At 60.5% G+C, this 17,207-nt stretch carries 19 protein-coding genes; 10 read left to right on the top strand and 9 right to left on the bottom strand.

Going from position 1 to position 17,207, the window contains the following annotated elements:
* Nucleotides 1–167: 167 nt before the first annotated feature.
* Nucleotides 168–1,460 (top strand): homocysteine synthase, encoded by a 1,293-nt coding sequence (locus tag AK2_RS06065; protein WP_067932427.1) that lies wholly within the window; start codon nucleotides 168–170, stop codon nucleotides 1,458–1,460.
* Between the two features lie 208 nt (nucleotides 1,461–1,668).
* Here the strand turns inward: AK2_RS06065 and AK2_RS06060 are convergent, their stop codons facing one another.
* The 5 genes from AK2_RS06060 to AK2_RS06040 are packed head-to-tail and all read right to left on the bottom strand — an operon-like array spanning nucleotide 1,669 to nucleotide 5,700.
* On the bottom strand, nucleotides 1,669–2,565 hold the full coding sequence (locus AK2_RS06060; protein WP_067932425.1) for a glycine betaine ABC transporter substrate-binding protein: 897 nt from the start codon (nucleotides 2,563–2,565) through the stop codon (nucleotides 1,669–1,671).
* Nucleotides 2,552–2,950 carry a Rieske (2Fe-2S) protein gene (locus AK2_RS06055; protein WP_067922375.1) on the bottom strand — a complete coding sequence of 133 codons (399 nt, stop codon included), beginning with the start codon at nucleotides 2,948–2,950 and terminating at the stop codon, nucleotides 2,552–2,554. The genes AK2_RS06060 and AK2_RS06055 overlap by 14 nt, the downstream gene beginning before the upstream one ends.
* Nucleotides 2,902–4,053 (bottom strand): amidohydrolase family protein, encoded by a 1,152-nt coding sequence (locus AK2_RS06050; protein ID WP_245632793.1) that lies wholly within the window; start codon nucleotides 4,051–4,053, stop codon nucleotides 2,902–2,904. Before AK2_RS06050 ends, AK2_RS06055 begins: the two co-directional genes overlap by 49 nt.
* Nucleotides 4,025–4,873: an ABC transporter permease gene (locus AK2_RS06045; protein WP_067932424.1), complete on the bottom strand. Its 849-nt coding sequence runs from the start codon at nucleotides 4,871–4,873 to the stop codon at nucleotides 4,025–4,027. Before AK2_RS06045 ends, AK2_RS06050 begins: the two co-directional genes overlap by 29 nt.
* Before the next feature lie 5 nt (nucleotides 4,874–4,878).
* Nucleotides 4,879–5,700 carry a quaternary amine ABC transporter ATP-binding protein gene (locus AK2_RS06040; protein ID WP_067932420.1) on the bottom strand — a complete coding sequence of 274 codons (822 nt, stop codon included), beginning with the start codon at nucleotides 5,698–5,700 and terminating at the stop codon, nucleotides 4,879–4,881.
* A gap of 229 nt (nucleotides 5,701–5,929) precedes the next feature.
* Between AK2_RS06040 and AK2_RS06035 the strand changes: the two genes are divergently transcribed.
* Entirely contained in the window at nucleotides 5,930–6,481 is a 552-nt protein-coding gene (locus AK2_RS06035) for a TetR/AcrR family transcriptional regulator (RefSeq protein ID WP_067922385.1), read from the top strand.
* A gap of 4 nt (nucleotides 6,482–6,485) precedes the next feature.
* Nucleotides 6,486–6,806 carry a DMT family transporter gene (locus AK2_RS06030; protein ID WP_067932418.1) on the top strand — a complete coding sequence of 107 codons (321 nt, stop codon included), beginning with the start codon at nucleotides 6,486–6,488 and terminating at the stop codon, nucleotides 6,804–6,806.
* Between the two features lie 53 nt (nucleotides 6,807–6,859).
* On the opposite strand, the gene AK2_RS06025 is transcribed toward AK2_RS06030, so the two are convergent.
* The 3 genes from AK2_RS06025 to AK2_RS06015 form a co-directional block, all read right to left on the bottom strand.
* On the bottom strand, nucleotides 6,860–7,861 hold the full coding sequence (locus tag AK2_RS06025; RefSeq protein WP_067932416.1) for a zinc-binding alcohol dehydrogenase family protein: 1,002 nt from the start codon (nucleotides 7,859–7,861) through the stop codon (nucleotides 6,860–6,862).
* Between the two features lie 152 nt (nucleotides 7,862–8,013).
* Nucleotides 8,014–9,375, bottom strand: coding sequence for a multicopper oxidase domain-containing protein (locus tag AK2_RS06020; RefSeq protein ID WP_067922395.1), 1,362 nt, complete (start codon nucleotides 9,373–9,375; stop codon nucleotides 8,014–8,016).
* A 312-nt stretch (nucleotides 9,376–9,687) separates the two neighbouring features.
* Nucleotides 9,688–9,888: a hypothetical protein gene (locus AK2_RS06015; protein ID WP_067922398.1), complete on the bottom strand. Its 201-nt coding sequence runs from the start codon at nucleotides 9,886–9,888 to the stop codon at nucleotides 9,688–9,690.
* A gap of 201 nt (nucleotides 9,889–10,089) precedes the next feature.
* Here AK2_RS06015 and AK2_RS06010 point away from each other — a divergent pair, with 201 nt between their 5' ends.
* The 7 genes from AK2_RS06010 to AK2_RS05980 all read left to right on the top strand — a co-directional run bounded on the left by AK2_RS06010 (nucleotide 10,090) and on the right by AK2_RS05980 (nucleotide 16,448).
* The gene (locus tag AK2_RS06010; protein WP_067932415.1) at nucleotides 10,090–10,422 is read left to right on the top strand and encodes a PadR family transcriptional regulator; all 333 of its coding nucleotides are present in this window, start codon (nucleotides 10,090–10,092) and stop codon (nucleotides 10,420–10,422) included.
* Between the two features lie 3 nt (nucleotides 10,423–10,425).
* On the top strand, nucleotides 10,426–11,142 hold the full coding sequence (locus AK2_RS06005) for a hypothetical protein (protein ID WP_067932413.1): 717 nt from the start codon (nucleotides 10,426–10,428) through the stop codon (nucleotides 11,140–11,142).
* A 122-nt stretch (nucleotides 11,143–11,264) separates the two neighbouring features.
* Nucleotides 11,265–12,821, top strand: coding sequence for a spore germination protein (locus AK2_RS06000; RefSeq protein WP_281180622.1), 1,557 nt, complete (start codon nucleotides 11,265–11,267; stop codon nucleotides 12,819–12,821).
* Nucleotides 12,818–14,104 carry a Ger(x)C family spore germination protein gene (locus AK2_RS05995; protein ID WP_157076243.1) on the top strand — a complete coding sequence of 429 codons (1,287 nt, stop codon included), beginning with the start codon at nucleotides 12,818–12,820 and terminating at the stop codon, nucleotides 14,102–14,104. The genes AK2_RS06000 and AK2_RS05995 overlap by 4 nt, the downstream gene beginning before the upstream one ends.
* Nucleotides 14,101–14,340 carry a hypothetical protein gene (locus AK2_RS05990; RefSeq protein WP_067932408.1) on the top strand — a complete coding sequence of 80 codons (240 nt, stop codon included), beginning with the start codon at nucleotides 14,101–14,103 and terminating at the stop codon, nucleotides 14,338–14,340. Before AK2_RS05995 ends, AK2_RS05990 begins: the two co-directional genes overlap by 4 nt.
* Nucleotide 14,341: 1 nt before the next feature.
* The gene (locus AK2_RS05985; protein WP_067932406.1) at nucleotides 14,342–15,445 is read left to right on the top strand and encodes a GerAB/ArcD/ProY family transporter; all 1,104 of its coding nucleotides are present in this window, start codon (nucleotides 14,342–14,344) and stop codon (nucleotides 15,443–15,445) included.
* 106 nt (nucleotides 15,446–15,551) lie between these two features.
* A complete protein-coding gene (locus tag AK2_RS05980; RefSeq protein WP_067932404.1) occupies nucleotides 15,552–16,448 on the top strand; it encodes an aldo/keto reductase in 897 nt (298 codons plus the stop codon).
* Nucleotides 16,449–16,523: 75 nt separating this feature from the next.
* Here AK2_RS05980 and AK2_RS05975 read toward each other — a convergent pair whose 3' ends face one another.
* On the bottom strand, nucleotides 16,524–17,096 hold the full coding sequence (locus AK2_RS05975) for a hypothetical protein (protein ID WP_067932402.1): 573 nt from the start codon (nucleotides 17,094–17,096) through the stop codon (nucleotides 16,524–16,526).
* Between the last annotated feature and the right edge of the window lie 111 nt (nucleotides 17,097–17,207).

Genomic DNA, 17,207 nt, shown 5'->3' with positions numbered 1-17,207 from the left:
GCACAATCGCAGAGCAGAATCGTTTCGCGAGGATTCCCGCGAGTTCACCTCAGCGAGCCCGGGTCGCGGAAGTCGAACGATTGACACCAGTGTCTGAAAACTGTACAATCCATGCGAATAAAAATCCTACTAAACATCTGTGTTTGTGTAAAAATGGAGGAGAGCTAATGGAAGAGGAGATTCGCTGGGCGCTGGAGACCCTCGCCGTGCACGGGGGACAGCAGGCAGATCCAACCACGTTGGCGCGGGCGGTGCCGTTGTACCAGACCACGTCGTACGTGTTCCGGGACACGGACCATGCCGCCAATTTGTTTGGCTTGAAGGAGTTCGGCAACATCTACACACGCATCATGAACCCGACCACGGACGTATTCGAGCAGCGCATGGCGCAGCTTGAGGGGGGCGTGGGGGCGCTGGCGGTGGCCTCCGGGCAAGCCGCTATCGCCTACAGCATCCTGAACATCGCTGGCGCGGGGGACGAGATTGTCTCGGCGACCAGCTTGTACGGCGGCACGTACAACATGTTCGCCATCACGCTACCCAAGCTCGGTGTCCAGGTCCGCTTTGTCGATCCGTCCCAACCCGAAAACTTCCGCCAGGCCATTACGGATCGGACCAAGGCGTTGTACATCGAGAGCATCGGCAATCCCAGGTGCGACGTGCCGGACATCGCCGGCATCGCCGCGATTGCGCATGAACACGGCTTGCCGCTGATTGTCGACAACACCTTTGCCACACCCTATCTGTTGCGCCCGATTGATCACGGTGCGGATATTGTCGTCCACTCGGCCACCAAGTTCATCGGCGGGCATGGCACATCCATCGGCGGCGTCATCGTCGATGGCGGGCGCTTCGACTGGCAGGCCAGCGGCCGTTTCCCAGGCCTTACGGAACCGGATGCGAGCTACCACGGGCTTGTCTACACCGACGCGTTTGGTCCGCTGGCGTACATCCTCAAGGTCCGGGTGCAGCTGCTGCGCGACTTGGGAGCGGCGCTCTCGCCGTTCAACGCGTGGCTGTTCCTGCAGGGGCTGGAGACGCTGCACCTGCGCATGCAGCGGCACAGCGAGAACGCCTTGGCGGTGGCGCGCTTTCTGCAGAGCCACCCGGCCGTCGAAGCAGTCAGTTACCCAGGGCTGGAAAGCCACCCTTCCCATGCCCTGGCGCAAAAGTATCTGCCGAAAGGCCAGGGGGCCATCTTGACCTTCGAGGTGCGCGGCGGTGTGGAAGCCGGCCGCAAGGTGATCAACTCGGTGCGCCTGTTCTCCCACCTGGCCAATGTCGGGGATTCCAAGTCGCTCATCATCCACCCGGCGAGCACCACGCATCAGCAGCTCACCGCCGAGGAGCAACTGGCGGCCGGGGTGACGCCAGGTCTCGTCCGCCTGTCTGTGGGGACCGAGGCTATCGCGGATATCCTGGATGACCTCGACCAGGCTCTGCGCAGCAGCCAGGCCTAGTGTGCCTGCCTCTCGCACGCCGGTCAAGGCTGTCCAGCGTGGCCAACGGAAGCGCCTGCGCTCTCACGACATGCAAGGAAGTGTGCGTTTTCGGCCTTGTGCCCCGGGGCAATCCCGGGGCTTTTGCTTACGGGGCGGGCCGCAGCGATTGGATGAACGGGTGAGCTCGTTGGCGGACCATGACGGCGTCCGTTTGGAGACGAGGGTATCACGTGAACCACGTGTCGATGGTGGAAAGGTTATTTTGCATCCATTTTTCCACACCCGCCTGAGGGGTCTTGGCGGCATGAATGTCTTGCTCCAGCGTTTCTAACTGGTGTTCGCTCATCTTAAAGTTGCGGAACCACTTCATGGCTTGTGGATGTTCAGACGCCCAGGCCTTGTTCGCTTCCCCCTGAATTCTGCCAGCCTTGCCCCAATCGCCTTTCGGATCCGACAGATATTTGAGCTTGTACTCCGAGTATATCCAGTGCGGGCTCCAGAGTGTGACCACTACGGGTTTCTTGGCTTCATAATCTTTCATGAGGGTTGCGAGCATGGCAAGGTCTGAACTCGGGACCAGGGTCAGCTTGCTGGCACCGTAGTCGTCCAATGCCTTCTGCGCAATATGCATTTCCACGGAGCCCGCATCAATACCAATCACTTGGTTACCGAATTCCGACGCATGAGTCTTCAAATCGGAGATGGAGTGGACATCCGTCACGTACTGGGGAACCACAAAGCCTTCCTGAGTTACTCCCTCATACCACCTGCCAATTTCCGTGAGGGTGGAGCTGTAGTGGTGCAAGTACTGTTGCTGCTCCGGCACCCAAGCATCCAAGAACACGTCCACGCCGCCTTTCGACAGACCGGCGTACATAGGGCCGAGATCGAGCGCCTGCAAGTCGACATGGTAACCCCTCTGTCGCAGTAGGTTTGCCCACAGATACGTGACGGCCACGTCTTCTTCCCAATTTACATAACCCAGTGTGATTGTCTTGTCTTGGTCAGATGCGGCGCTCGCGTTCGCGTTATGGAGCGCGTTCTGACGAACCTCAACAATTCCCACAATGATGATGGCAGTCATCACGGCGGCAGTCACGCCCGCCCGCCTATTTTTGTTCATCGGCCACTTCTCCCTTCTCCGGCTTGTTCAGAGTGGAGACGACAACATCCTCTCCAGCGACGAATATTTGGAACCTGCCCAGCGCCCGTCTTGGGTCGGACATCATTTGTCCACCTGCCGTGACATCGAATTCCCGGCCGTGCCATGGGCACCGCAGCACTTCGCCTTCCTTCACATAACTGTACTGACCAGGCAGATCCGTGGGAGCGGACGTTCCGCACAGTTTGCCTTTGGATAACGGGGCCCCTTGGTGAATGCACCGATTGGAGAAGGCGAACAATTCTCCGGCCCCGGTGCGGCCGATTACCAAGGAAATGCGGCCAAACTGAATCTCCTTCAGCTCTCCTGGTTGCAATTCGGTGAGCTTGCAAACGACCTGCTGCATCTCGGGCACCTCCCTTGGTCCTGTGGGAGTTTCGGGTAGAGGGCCAGCGCGTTATCGTGAAATATTTTCTGGCGCAGGGAGTCGCGCATGTTCGGGAACCCTCCAACGGGATGATCAAAGTCCCAGTGTGGATAGTCTGAAGAGAAGCACACCATCTCCTCGGACCCTAGCAAATCCAACCATTGTTCAAACTCCGCTTTGGAGAATTCCTCCATAGGCTGGGTTGTGAAGCGGATATGCTCGCGAACAATTTCGGACGGCAACCGCTTAATCCAAGGCACCTCATGGCGAAGGTCCCGGTATTGCTGGTCCATTTTTCTCATCAGGTGTGGCACGTAGGTAAAACCGGCTTCAATCATAAGCAGCTTGAGGTTGGGAAACTTCTCAAACACGCCGTTGAACACGAAGCTGGTGACCTGCATCATGTGCGCCGTGGAAATCAATGTGTGCCATTCGATGAAATATCTCGGGAAGCGGCCGAAATAGACAGCGGGTTCGTTGTGATGCATAGCGATCACCAGGTTGTTGCGTTCAGCCGCCGCGAATATAGGGTGATAATACGGATCGCCCCACACAATGTTGTCGATGGGGAGCAGCACCTGGACCATTTTCGGATGCGGGCCCACCCGGTCGATCTCGCGGGCGGCCGCCAGCGGGTCCTGAGCTGCGATATGTACAGATCCATACAATCTGCTGTCTTTCTCCAACCAATGTTCAATCTGATAGTCGTTGTAAGCAGACGCCAGGGCGGTCGCCATCTCATGCCATCCATTCATGGAAGAAGGGCTTGGATCTAGGGCGCCTGTCAGGATGCCGTACCGAATGTTCAACTCGTCCAGCAGTTGGCTGCGTAAAAAGGCTAGATCCGATCCGGCTGGACGCCCGTCTGGGAGCGCGGCGTCTGCCCGGTTCAGCCCGGCTACCGTGGGCTGGGTGTAAGGCAGGTGTTTCTCCTGAATCCAACCACAGTCGGTGATGTAGCGCCGCCAAGGGTTGTCGAGATAGGGGACCAAGTCGGGATACAACACCCGCTCATGGATGTCTGTGTCAATGATGCCCGTTTCCAGCAGCCCGTCAGTTATTTGTCCCTGTTTGACTTCCACGTTGCATGCCTCCTATCGTCTGCGAAATCCTATCCAGGATGATGGCTAGAATCACGATGCACAGCCCGGCTTCAAACCCTTGCCCGATGTTGACCGTTTCCAGGGCTGTCATCACGCTGTTTCCGAGCCCTCCGGCGCCAATCATCGCCGACACCACCACCATGGAGAGGGACAGCATGATGGTCTGATTGATTCCGGTCATGATGCTCGGCAGGGCTAACGGCAGTTGGAGCTTGACAAGCACTTGCCAATCATTGGCGCCAAACGCAGCCGCGGCCGCCACGAGGTCGTCCGGGACTTGCAAAATGCCTATCCGAATCAGTCGTATGACAGGCGGGATTGCGAAAATCACGGTGGCCAACACCGCAGGCACCGGCCCCACACTGAAAAACATGACCGCCGGCACCAGGTACACGAAGGACGGCATCGTTTGCATGACGTCGAGAATGGGCGAGAGGATGCGATACGCAAACCTGCTCTGGGCGCACCAGACACCCAGCGGGAATCCAATGAGCAGGGATACGCATGTCGACACCAGCACCAGGACCAATGTGGTAATCATGGCGTTCCACATGCCCAGGTTTTCAATCATCGCAAATCCCAAGACGGTTCCCACAACCAGCCGCCACTTTCCGCCGTAGTACGCCAGTGCTGCAAATGCGGCCGTCACCAGCCACCACGGGAGGGCAGACAGGATGTGAATGAGGAGGTCCAGGAAGTGCAGCAGGGCATTGGAGAACTGGTTGAAACCCGAGCCGGTCCGGTTGTAAAGCCATGTCACGATTGTGTTGATCCACACATCGAGCGGAATACTGTGCATGGACGTCATCCCTTCTCCGGTTCCACGTTGCGCAAGAGATTGGCTACGTAGTCATTGACTGGAGCCTTTTTCATGACTTCGGGTGTGCCCACCTGGACCAGTTCCCCATCCTTCATCATCCCGACACGGTCCCCCAGGCGCATGGCCTCGTGGGGATCGTGCGTGATGAAGAGGACGGTCTTTTTCAGCGCTCCTTGCAGGCGAATTAACTCAGCCTGCATCTCCGTTCGCGTGACGGGATCGAGGGCGCTGAACGCTTCATCCATGAGGAGAATGTCGGCATCGGTGGCTAAAGCCCGCGCCAAACCCACTCTTTGTTGCATGCCTCCGCTCAACTGGCTCGGATAGTGAGATGCCCACTGTTCTAGGCCAACCATCTGAAGTTTCTCCTTCGCGATGCGCCAACGTTCGCTTTTGGGCACACGCTGGACCTCGAGTCCAAACGCGACATTGTCCAGAACGGTGCGATGGGGAAACAGCGAGAATGTCTGAAACACCATCGCCATGCGCCGCCGGCGGAAGCGAAGCAAGTCCGGTTTCTTCATTGCGGTCACTTCTTCATCTTCTACCTGCACACGCCCCGCAGACGGTTCCACGAGTCGGTTGATGCACCTAAGCAGGGTGGACTTGCCGCTTCCGGAAAGCCCCATGATGACAAACAACTCACCGTCATGAACCTCTAGGTCAACCTGGTGGATGCCCACGGTGCAGCCCGACTGCTCCTGGATTTGCCGCTTACTGGCGCCGTTTCTTAACAGTCTCAGCGCCTCATCGGACCTGGGGCCGTAAAATTTGGTGAGACGGTAAGTCTTCAGGAGGGTACTCATGCGTGTACGTGCGTCACTCCCTTCTTGGCTGGAAAAAAAAGAAGACAAAAGCAACCACAGCCCGTCCCCTCGGGCGTACGTCGCTCTTGTCTTCGGTGGTCCGATCGACAATTCGCAGTATGCAAATCAGTATAGAGAGAATATAATCGTCTCCAGTGGTTGTGTCAATATGTGTACCGTACGGACGGTACAGATTTGGACTGAAACGGTGGGAAAGGATGAAGCGAATGTGAGCACGCATCGTGGACGTCCGTCGAAGCGTGAACAGATTTTGCGAGCCGCCGCGCAGTTGGTCCGCGAACAGGGGGTGGCCCACCTGACGATGGAGGCTGTGGCCGAGCAAGCTCACGTCAGCAAGGGGGGCGTATTGTATCATTTTCCAACGAAAGAAGAGTTGGTCAAGTCTATGGTGAATCATATCATGGACCAGTTCACCGCGAATATGGAGAGGACCGCTCTGTCCGACGAGGAAGGGGTAGGGCGGTGGACGCGGGCGTATGTATGGGAGACATTTAAACTGCTGGAGGGGGTCCCCGACATGACAGTTGGACTCCTCGCCGCCAGTTCAGAGAATCCTGAACTCCTGAAGCCGGTACAAGACCACTACGACACTTGGCAGCTGCGGATTGAGAACGACGAGATTGACCCTGTGCTGGCTACCATCATTCGCTTGGCCGCAGACGGACTGTGGTTCATCGAACTGTTTGGCTGCACCTCTTTGGAACCCAAATTGCGGCAACAAGTAAAAGACACACTCATAACCATGACGAAAGGACATTGACGACATGGCCTACTTGTATCTTGGCATCGCTATCGCCAGCGAGGTGTTCGCCACTTCCATGCTGAAGGCCACGCTGGGGTTCACACGCATCCTGCCCACCATCGGTGTGTTTCTCGGATACGGCGTCGCCTTCTACGCCATGTCGCTGGCGCTCAGGGACATCCCGCTCAGCGTATCCTACGCCATCTGGTCGGGCTTGGGGACCGCCAGCACGGCCATCATCGGCTGGCTTTTCTGGAAGCAGGCTCTGAACGGGACGATGGTGGCCGGCATCCTGCTCATCATCGCCGGGGTGGTGCTGTTGAATCTGAATCGGGGCGCCTAGCCTGGACGGCCGCCTTCTGGGTTCGCGGCGGCCGTCGGATTCCGGTGCGGGTATTACTTCGCAAACCCCTCCAGCGCAATCTTACCAATGGTGCGCCGCGAGCGGATCTTGGCGAACGCGGCCGCCAGGTTGGCCGCGGAGATGGGCGACAGGCGCTCGGACAGGGTGGTCTGAATCTGCCCCGCGTCCACCCAGTCGGCCAGTTCGCAGAGGATGCGGTGCTGTTCCTCCATATCCGGCGTTTGGTGCTTGGAGCGCGCGAACATCGCCTCAATCGACCAGGTGATGCTTTTGTCCGCCATCGGCCGGAAGTTGAGCGGCTCCATCGGCGGCAGGATGGTGCAGATGCGGCCCATCGGGCGGAGCACCGAGAGCATGTTCTCCCAGTTGGAATGCACTTCGTTCAGGCAAAACACGTAGTCCACCTGGGGAATGCCAAGCGCCTGCAGCTGCGTCGCAAACGGCTGGGTGTGGTCGACGACATGGTGCACGCCGTGGGCCAGGGCCCATTCCCGCGATTCGGGTCTGGACGCGGTCCCGATGACAGTGAGGCCAGCGCGCCGTGCCAATTGCGTCGCTATCGATCCGACCCCGCCCGCGGCTCCGACGATGAGGATGGGCGCTCCCTGCATGCCCGTTTTGGCCACGCCGAGGCGCTCGAACAGGCCCTCCCAGGCGGTCAGGCTGGTCAGCGGCAGCGCCGCGGCTTCGGCGAAGTCCAGCGTGCGCGGCTTGCGTCCGACGATCCGTTCATCCACCAGGTGGTACTCACTGTTTGCGCCATTGCGCACGATGGAACCGGCGTAGTACACGTCGTCTCCTGGGCGAAACAGGGTGCACTCGCTGCCTACCGCCTCCACCGTCCCCGCCGCGTCCCAGCCGAGAATCCGCGGGGGCGCGGACGGATCGGCCGGGGGTTGCTTAGTATCGACGGGGTTCACCGCGACCGCACGTACACGCACCAGCAGGTCACGGCCGGTGGGCTCTGGTTTCTCGACCTCGATGTCCACCAGATTTTGGTTGGGATCCAGAGCGACGGCTTTCATCTTGGCCATGGTATCGCCTCCCAACAGTTGTTCATCCCCATTGTAACGCAAATCGGCGCCAAGCGGCGCCGCGCCCCAGGCACCCGGAAGGCTGACCCAGTTGCCTGCGGACCCGCGGATGGGCCGGATACAGCGGTCGGGCCCGCCCAGGCTGGCTGGGGCTACTTTTTCACGTCAAACATCGTGATCATCCCGCTCATGTTGCCTTGGCTGTCGGTCACGTGCGCCGCGATGTGGCAGTGGAACAACCACTTTCCGGGTTGGCTGGCCACAAACGACAGGTCATACGTGGTGCCGGGAGCGGTGTTGACCGTATCCATGGTCACGGGGGCGGGCAAGGGATACCCGTCCTGTTCAATCAACTGGAAGTGCATTCCGTGCAGGTGCATCGGATGATCCATGGCCCCGATGTTGATGAGGTGGACGAGCACCTTGTCACCAACCTTGGCGGGCAAGACGGGCGTGGCCGGGTAGGACAGCCCATTGATGGTGTACCCGAACTGCGGCGAGTCATTGACGACCAATGTGTACTCCCGCTGATACCCGGGGTGCACCTGTTTCCATGCGGTTCCTTTCGGTTCTACGATGAACGGGCCAAACAAACCCATGTTCTCCTGTTTCTCCATATCCTTCATAGGGTGGCTATGGTAGATATACGTCCCAGGTGGAGCCTTGACGGTGAACGTATAGGTCCACGAATGGCCAGGTTGAATATCGGGCTGACTGATTCCACCAGTGCCGTCCTGGGAAAACGGGACGTCGAGCCCGTGCCAATGCACGGTCGTCCCTTCCGGCAGTTTGTTGTCGACGACAATTTTCACTTTGTCCCCCTGGTCCACTTTGATTTCCGGCCCGGGTACAGATCCGTTGTACGCCCACGCTTTCGCCTTCTGCCCTGGTTTCACCTGCCACCATACGGGCTCGGCCGTCAAATGGAACACTTTATATCCGTCTTCCATCTTATACGGCAGCAGGCGGATATCGTCCGCTTGTTTCGGCTCCCCGGACCATCCGGTGCCGAGCGGCGCATACTGGGTCTTTGAACTGGAACTCGGTGTTTGGGAACGGGTGTCATGCATGCCCGTCATCGCATCGCCGGTCGTCGTTGGGGACGCGGCCTGGGGCTTGGAGACGACCACTGTTCCGGTCATGCCCGGATGGTAGGCGCAAAAATAGTGGTAGGTTCCCGGTTTGTGAAAGGTGTACGAGAAGGTTTGGCCCGTGGCCAGGTTCCCCGAATCGAAAAGCCCGTCCTTTTGCTCATGGGCACCGCTGGTGACCGTGTGCGCGACCGAATCGTCGTTGCGCCACGTGATGGTGGTGCCCGCGGTGATATGGATGGTTTTCGGATTATAGGCCATGTTCGTGATGGCGACGGTGATGGTCTTGTGCGGGGATGATTTGGCGGAGGCGGCGACACCTTGGGCGTCGTTGTGGGCAGCGGCTGGGGTTTGACACCCAACGCTGACCCCGGCTACACACAGTGCGGTCAGAACTGCTGCCAGTCGATACAATCGTTTCATCCCATCATCATCTCGGTGTCCATTTTTGGCGTTCACAAACTCGGTGCCAGGTCGATTGTATCACTTGTCCAGTTAGGGGATGCTAATTATCCGTGACAAGACTATGGCGATTGTTTGTCGATGACGGGGATTGTCATCGTCGCGCAGCCAGGAGGTTTATGCGCGACGAGGTCTCGCTTGCCCGGAGGGCCGCCTTTTTTGGTGATGCCCAGCGGGCAGGGGGGAGGGGCAGAGCCTCGCGCACACGGCACGCCGGGCGGGGCGGAAGGATTGCGCCCCGCCCGGGGGGCAGGCGCCGGTCAAGTGAACCGGTCACCGCTTGTGGTGCACTGGGCAGCCGGGATCCAGCGTGACCTCTTGCGATCCGGGCTGCACCACATACCGGGGCACGTTGACCACGATGTTGCGCCGCACGTGAATCACCGGCTGCACCACGGGCACCTCGCGCGCGACATAGCAGTCGTGGTACACGTATACCGGCGGGCAAACAATGGGCGAGCAAGGTTTCATCATCAATTCTTCCTCCCTCCGTCGGAGTCGACATGGTATACATCCTTGCGTGTTCCATATCATGCTGGCGGGCGACCGCCTGACACGGACAGGTGTCCGGCGTGCATATGCCCGACGCTTTGTACTCCACGCCGCCATTGACTCCTTCACTACCTTGCCATACAATGCACCCAACTAACTTGTATGACAAGGTATGTGATCCGCATGAACGACCGCACACAGTTGCTGAAGGGCACACTGGAGGGCTGCATCCTGCAGGTCATCCGCGGTGAGGAGGCATACGGCTACGAGATCTCCGAAAAGTTGAGGATGGCGGGCTTTCCGACGGTTTCGGAGGGGACGATATACCCACTCTTGCTCCGGCTCGAAAAAAACGGTTTGCTTACCGCCACCTACAGGGACTCTCCGTATGGGCCCAGGCGCAAGTACTATCGCCTCACTGAACTCGGGGAGCTGGCGCTGAAGGATTTCTACCGACAGTGGCGAGAGCTGGTGAGCTGTGTGGACCGGCTGTTCGCGGGGAACGAGGGGGAGTGAACCATGACCACGTTCAAGGAACTCAACCGAAAGAACAACGAGCTGCATCATCGCTTGAACGATGAAAACATGGAGATCATGACCGACATGGTGGTGTACCTGCGCTCGCGCCTCTCCGACTTCCAGGTGGAGCTGATTCGCCAGGACCTGCTCGACATGGCGCTCTCCGCGCAGGACCGCCATGTGCCGCTGTCGGAAGTGTTTGGGGAGGACTACAAAAAGTTTTGTGACGAGATAATCGAAAATGGGAAGCGACGGGACGGCCTGTGGACGGCGCTCGACTGGATCCGCTACATGAGCCTGGGGGTGGCCATGTTGGCCCTCTATGATTGCGTGTTGACAAAGCGCGTGCTGGACCTCTGGCGCTTCGTGGCCTCAGGCGCTCACGTGGTTCCGGCGTACCCCATCACAGCCGGTTTTGTGTTCAGTACCTTGGCAATTATGGCGGCGGCGCATGCGTTGGTGTTTGCCATTGCGAGGCACGCCTTCGAGACCCATCGGCTGTTGACCCTCTCAAGGCCGAGGCGATTCGCCATAGGCGCCGCCCTGGCGACACTGTTCTGTGCGTTTGTGCTGGCGACGTACGTGCTGTCGAAGGTCGTCCTCGTGCGTATTTCCATGTATGCGTACCTTTGTGCGCTGGCTTCGTTGTTCGTCCTCTACGGCCTGCTGTCTCTGGTCCTGAAACGGCGCCGCGTCCCCATCGCCGGGTCATGGTAAGGAAATGCCTCCGCAAGACGCACGCGCATGCGTGTTCCAAGTATTGGGCATGATACCTCCGACATGGGAATACCCAAGGTAGATAGGCTCATTGTGGCAGTACAGAGGTGGGAGGGAGTATCGTGAGACGCCGACAAGGCCCGACCCCCGTCCCGCAGCAGGCCGAGCGGGCGGCTGCGGAGCTGGAGCGGCGGTTGATGCCCTGTCCCGATTTGCGCCAGCAGAGTCTGGCGGTGGCCGGCCGGACCGCGGTGATAGTCTGGTTGGAGGGTCTGGTCGATGAGCAGCGCCTGCAGATAGGGCTGGGGGCGTTTGCGGCAGGAGGCCGAGATGCGGCGCAGCCGGGCTGGTGGGAGCGCCTGGGCCTGGGGCAGGGACGGGCGACGGCTGAATCCAGGCGTGGTCCGGTTCCAGGGGGGCGCTCGCCGCTGTTGCCGATGCGGTCCGTCCGGCACATGGAGGCCGCCGTGGAGGCGGTGCTGGCGGGCAACGCGGTGGCGTTCCTGGACGGGGAGCCGTTCGCAACCGCTTGGGATGTCGAGAAATCACCAGGACGTACCATTGAACGCCCAGAAAATGAACCGACCCTGCAAGGCCCACAAGAAGCGTTTACCGAAAACTTGGGGGGAAACCTGGCGCTCTTGCGCAAGCGCCTAAAGACGCCCGGTTTCAAAGCAGAACCGTGGGAGTTTGGTGAGCGCTCGCACACGCAAGCGGCGTTGCTCTATATCGAGGGCATAACCAAGCCGGAACTGTTGGATACTGTGCGCCGCCGCTTGAAGTATGTGCACGTGGACGCGGTGGTCGACTTAAATGTGGTGCGTGAGTACATCAACGACGCACCGTTCAGCCCGTTTCCAACCACCGAGGAGACGGAGCGGCCGGAGCGGGTGGTATCGAGTCTGCTGCAGGGGCGGGTCGGCTTATTGATAGATGGATCGCCCAACTGTGTGATGGTGCCTGTGACCCTGCCCATGCTGCTCAACTCCCCAGAGGACTATTACATGCGCTTTGCGCTCGCTCTGCCGTTGCGCCTGCTGCGCCACCTGATGTTTTGGTCGGCGATGTTGTTGCCTTCTCTATATGTCGCCCTGCTCACGTACAACCAAGACCTGATGCCGACGCCGCTTCTCGTCAGCGTCGCAGCTCAGCATACAGGCATTCCGTTTCCCACGGTGATTGAGGCGCTGGCAATGATGGTGGCGTTCGAGGCGCTGCGGGAGGCGGGCACGCGGCTGCCGCGGGCGGTCGGCCAGTCGGTGAGCATCGTCGGGACGCTCATCATCGGGGACGCGGCGGTACGGGCTGGGCTTGTGTCGCCGGGGATGGTGATTGTGGTGGCGGCGACAGGGGTTGCGTCGTTCACTCTGCCGGCTTTGGGGTTGGTGCAGGTGACACGATTGTTGCAGTTTCTGTTTGTCAGCGTCGCCGCCCTGATGGGGCTGTACGGGGTTGTGCTACTGGCGGTGGCCACGGTGGGTCACCTGGTATCCATCCGCTCCTGCGGTATTCCCTATATGTCACCGTTGGCGCCAACGGTATGGAGCGACATGAAGGACACGGTCGTCCGCGCACCGTGGTGGGCGATGCGACAGCGTCCGCGCCAGTTTGAGCCGCTGGATTCAAGGCGGGCCAAGGGGAGGCCCGGGCAGCGCCAGAAGCGGTGGTGGGCGCGTTGACAAGGGCGTGGGCGCGGTGCCGTGCCTGGCTGTCAAGCCTGTTGCTCACGGTGTCTCTGACGGCCGGGTGCGCTGACTACACGGAGGTGGACGACTTGTATGTTATGACCGGGCTGGGCGTGGACGTGGCCGATGACGGACGTTTGCGGGTAACAGCCGACATTATCAATCCAGACGCCAGCCAATCCCAGCAGACGGTCGGCACGGGCGGCGGGTCGCAAACGCCAGACCTGGTGGTGCAGACGGAGGCGGACAGTCTGGAGATGGCGATTGACAATGTACAGCGGCGCCTGCCACACCGGGTCTATCTGTCGCACAACGCGGTGGTGGTGCTCGGTGAGGGCATTGTACAGCGGCAGCTGCAGCCGCTCATGGACGAATTGGAGCGCAACCGCTCCATTCGCCGCAGCGAGCTGCTCATCATGACCAAGGACAGGGCGGCCGATGTGTTGTCGGCGCGAGTGGTAGCATCGGTGTCCTCGGCTCTGCGATTGCAGGACGTGGCGGAACAGGCGGCCGACTGGTCTCCGGTTCTCCGCAGTGACCAACTGCATGTCATGCGGAGCTGGCTGAGCCCCTCTGGCACCAGCGCCATGATCTGGATCGACATGGGCAGCCAAGGTGATCCGATTGTGCGCGGTTTGGCTCTGGTGACGCGCGAGGGGCGGACGTTGTGGATGGACGCTAAGGAGTGGCGCGGGATGCTATGGTGGCTCTCTTCCACACGGGGATTGCTGGATTCGGTTGCATGCCCGAAACCGCATGGCGCGGGGTCGGCTGGCGGCGGGCGTGCCGGCGAAGCAGCGGGCCACCAAGGAGAGGACGGGTTGACCCGTTTGGACCGAACCGTCTCGATTCACTGGCTGGGTACGCGCACGCGCGTACGCTGGGCGGGGACGGCGCAGAAGCCTTGGTTTTGGGTCGAGTGGCGGGGGGAAGGAGGGGTGGAACGCGGATGCGCATCCATGCGCTTGGATGCGGATGAGTACAGCCGGTTGGAAGCGGCTGCAGCGAGTTTGGTGCGGACCGAGATGCAGGCGGCGCTGCAGCGTGCGCGGCGTGCGGGGGTGGATGCGATGGGCCTGCAGAACGCGTTGTACCAGGCGGACGCGAAGGCTTACCAGACTCTGTCCGCTCATCCCGACTGGTGGCAAACGGCCCCGGTGCGCTACGACATCCGGGCGCGGCTGGTCCGGTCTTACATGGTGACACACTCGCCGTTTGGCGAGTATGCCCGCGAGGAACAAAAGAAATCACTGGGCGCGGGCGGATCGGGCCGATGAACGGGGTGGTCGGGATGGGGCTGGCGCTGTTGTGCGGCGTGCTGCAATGGCGGTTTTTGCTCCGGGCCAAGGAACCTGGGGCCAAAACGGCCCGCTTGGTTTGGTGTGTGCTGATGGGTGCGGGTATGGTGGCGGCGTTTGTGGCGGGGCGGCAGGACTTTCCGTCCCTGCGGCCACTCGGGTGGCTTGAGACGGTGTTTGCGCCGCTGACGCGGTGGCTGTACGAGGTGGGATAGGGTGACCCAGATTTCGCGTTACCAGGTGATTCTGATGCTGGTGTGGGTGGTGCTCGGAACGGGCATACTCACCATGCCCGGCACTATTGCCCAGTTCACCGTGCACGACGCTTGGCTGGGTGCCCCCTTCTTGCTGTTGGGGGGAGGATTGTCGGCCGGGGTAGCGTGGGTGCACGTACGGTTGTTTCCTGGCCTCACGCTGACGCAGGCTGTGCGGGCGGCGTTAGGACCGTGGATTGGCGGATTTCTGGCCGCGTGGCTGTGCCTGTGGCTGCTGATTACCACCGCTACGGTTGGACGCGAGATGAGCGCTTTTGTCACGGTTGCCACATTGCCCAACACGGCGGAGTATGTGGTCGGCGCCGCTGCCTTCGCCTGTGTCGCGTACCTGGTGCACCTGGGGATTGAGGTGGTGGGGCGCGTCAACGAGTTCATCATGCCACTGGTGCTGGTCATTGTTCCTATCTTGTTCGTGTTGGCGCTGCGCTGGTTTGACATTGCCGCCTTTCAGCCGGTTTGGGCGGAGGGATTCACCCCCATCTGGCGATCCGGCATCGTCCCGGCCTTTGCCTACGGTCTGGAGTTTGTTGTCGCCCTGCAGTGGGTGCCTGCGCTGCGGACTCCGCGCACGCTGCCCCTGGACATCCTGATTGCGGCCGCAGTCAGCAGCCTGATTCTCACCGTGTTGGTGGTGGAGACGGTCGGCGTCGTCGGCTGGCCGGTGAAATACATGAACTACCCTGTGTTGGAGGTGGTGCGGGCGATTCGCCTGGGAAAGCTGATCGAGCGGCTCGACACCGTGTACGCGATGGGGGTGGTAGCCATCCTGGTGTTGAAGCTGAGTGCCATTCACCTGTCCCTGTGCCGCGCGCTGCAGGATGTCTGCGGTACGCAAGATGCGCGCTGGGCTGTGTTGCCGGCCGCGTTCGCCGTGTGGGCCGCGAGTTACTTTTTATTCCGCAACACTGCGGGCGTCACCGCCTTCATCCTGTCCGTGGTGCCTGGCTACTTTCTGGTGACAGCCATCTTTCTTCCGCTTCTTTCCTCAGCCGCCGCTTGGCTGCGGCGGAAGCCGTGGCGGCGCACAGCAGCCGGCCGCCTCTGACCCGCCCGCGTTGCTCATTGCCTGTGGATTCGCCCGTTCATGCATCAGATCCTTTTATCTTTTATAATAAATTTTGATGGCGAATTTTGGGGCAGGAGATGAGACCATGGAGCGGAGAAAATACGGCAACACCGATATGACGGTCAGTGTGCTGGGCTTCGGCGGCGCCGAGATCGGCTTTCGTGGCGCGTCCGTTCAGGATGTGGAGCGCCTGTTGGGGTCGGCGCTGGATGCGGGGTTGAACGTGATTGACACGGCCGCCTGCTACGCGACCAGCGAAGAGCTGATAGGCCAGGCGGTCGGCCATCGGCGCCAGGATTATTACCTGTTCACCAAGTGCGGCCACGCGGCCGGTCTGGATACGCCGGACTGGCACCCGCAGACGATAACCGCCAGCATCGACCGCAGCCTCAAACGCCTGCGCACCGATTACGTCGACGTCATCCACCTGCACAGCTGCACCCTGGAAGTGCTCAAGCAGGGGGACGTCATTGAGGCCCTGCAAAAGGCGCGGGACGCCGGAAAAACCCGCTACATCGGCTACAGCGGCGACGGCCAGGCGGCACTGTACGCGGTCGAGTCGGGCGTCTTCGATAGCCTCGAAACCTCCGTGAACATTGCGGATCAGGAGGCGATTGACCTGATCCTGCCGAAGGCGCAGGCGCGGGGTATGGGGGTTGTCGTGAAGCGGCCGATTGCGAACGCGGCTTGGCTGCACGCCTCCCTGCCGGACAATACGTACATCCAACCGTACTGGCGCCGTCTGCAGGAGCTGGATTTGGACGTCACAAGGCGTGGCCCGCGCGATTCGGTGGCCGCTGCGTTGCGTTTCACCCTGAGTGTGCCAGGGGTGCACACGGCGATTGTCGGGACGTCGAATCCCACCCGGTATGTGGAGAACGCGGCGGTGGTGGCAGAGGGCCCGCTGCCGGCGGCCGAGTATGACGCCATCCGCCGGCGCTGGCGCGAGGTGGCCAAGCCGGATTGGGTGGGACTGGAGTAGAGCCGGGCCTGTGTCCGTATGACCATGGCCAGCCCCGACGGCTGGCCATGGTCGACGAAACATGGCTGCCGCTGTTTAGCTCTCCGGATGGCCGGGCCGGCTCCTCCGCCGACGCCGGCGCGTGGTTGCCTTGCGCTTGGAAATGCGGAGCTTCACCTCCCGTTCAATCGTAGTGTGGCGGGTGATCATCGCGGGTGTCATTTTGCCCTGTGCGGTGAAGGCGCAAAAGTCGTACGGGGTTTTCAGCTCGTCTTTCGAGACCTGCATCTCGTCGGCCAGGCCGTCTCTGTCCAGCACCTCGCGCTCCCGAAACTTGGGTGAGAGCACAGCGTTCTCTCCGCTCGGCAGAGGGATGATGATTTCCTCTTCGCCGCTCTCGTGAAACAACTGTTCCAGCTCTTCAAACAGGAGCTTGTTTTCCTCGTTGCGCTCCTTGGCAATTTCCTTGTTCTGAAAATAACGCCGGACCAAATCCTCCAGCTTCAGGCGCAGGGTCTCCTCGACCTCTGTTTCCGCGAACGCCGACGGCGCCTCCGCTGTGCCGGTTGTTGCCTCCCCTTGGCTGGCCAGTCCGTCTGCTTTCACGCTCGCCAAGGTTTTGTCTGCTGGCTCGCTCGGCGTCCGCAGACGGTTCTCGGTTGTTGACACGATACCTTCCACCTCACAACGTGTTGTCCCAATGAAAATGCCTGTATCGCTCCGTCGACTGGACCCCGGCGGGAACCCACAGAGCTCTATGTTACACGATGCGGACGGGCC

The organism is Alicyclobacillus kakegawensis NBRC 103104 (assembly GCF_001552655.1).
GTDB lineage: Bacteria > Bacillota > Bacilli > Alicyclobacillales > Alicyclobacillaceae > Alicyclobacillus_G > Alicyclobacillus_G kakegawensis.
Note: the sequence above shows the minus strand (reverse complement) of the source record. Positions and strands in the feature narration are given on the sequence as shown.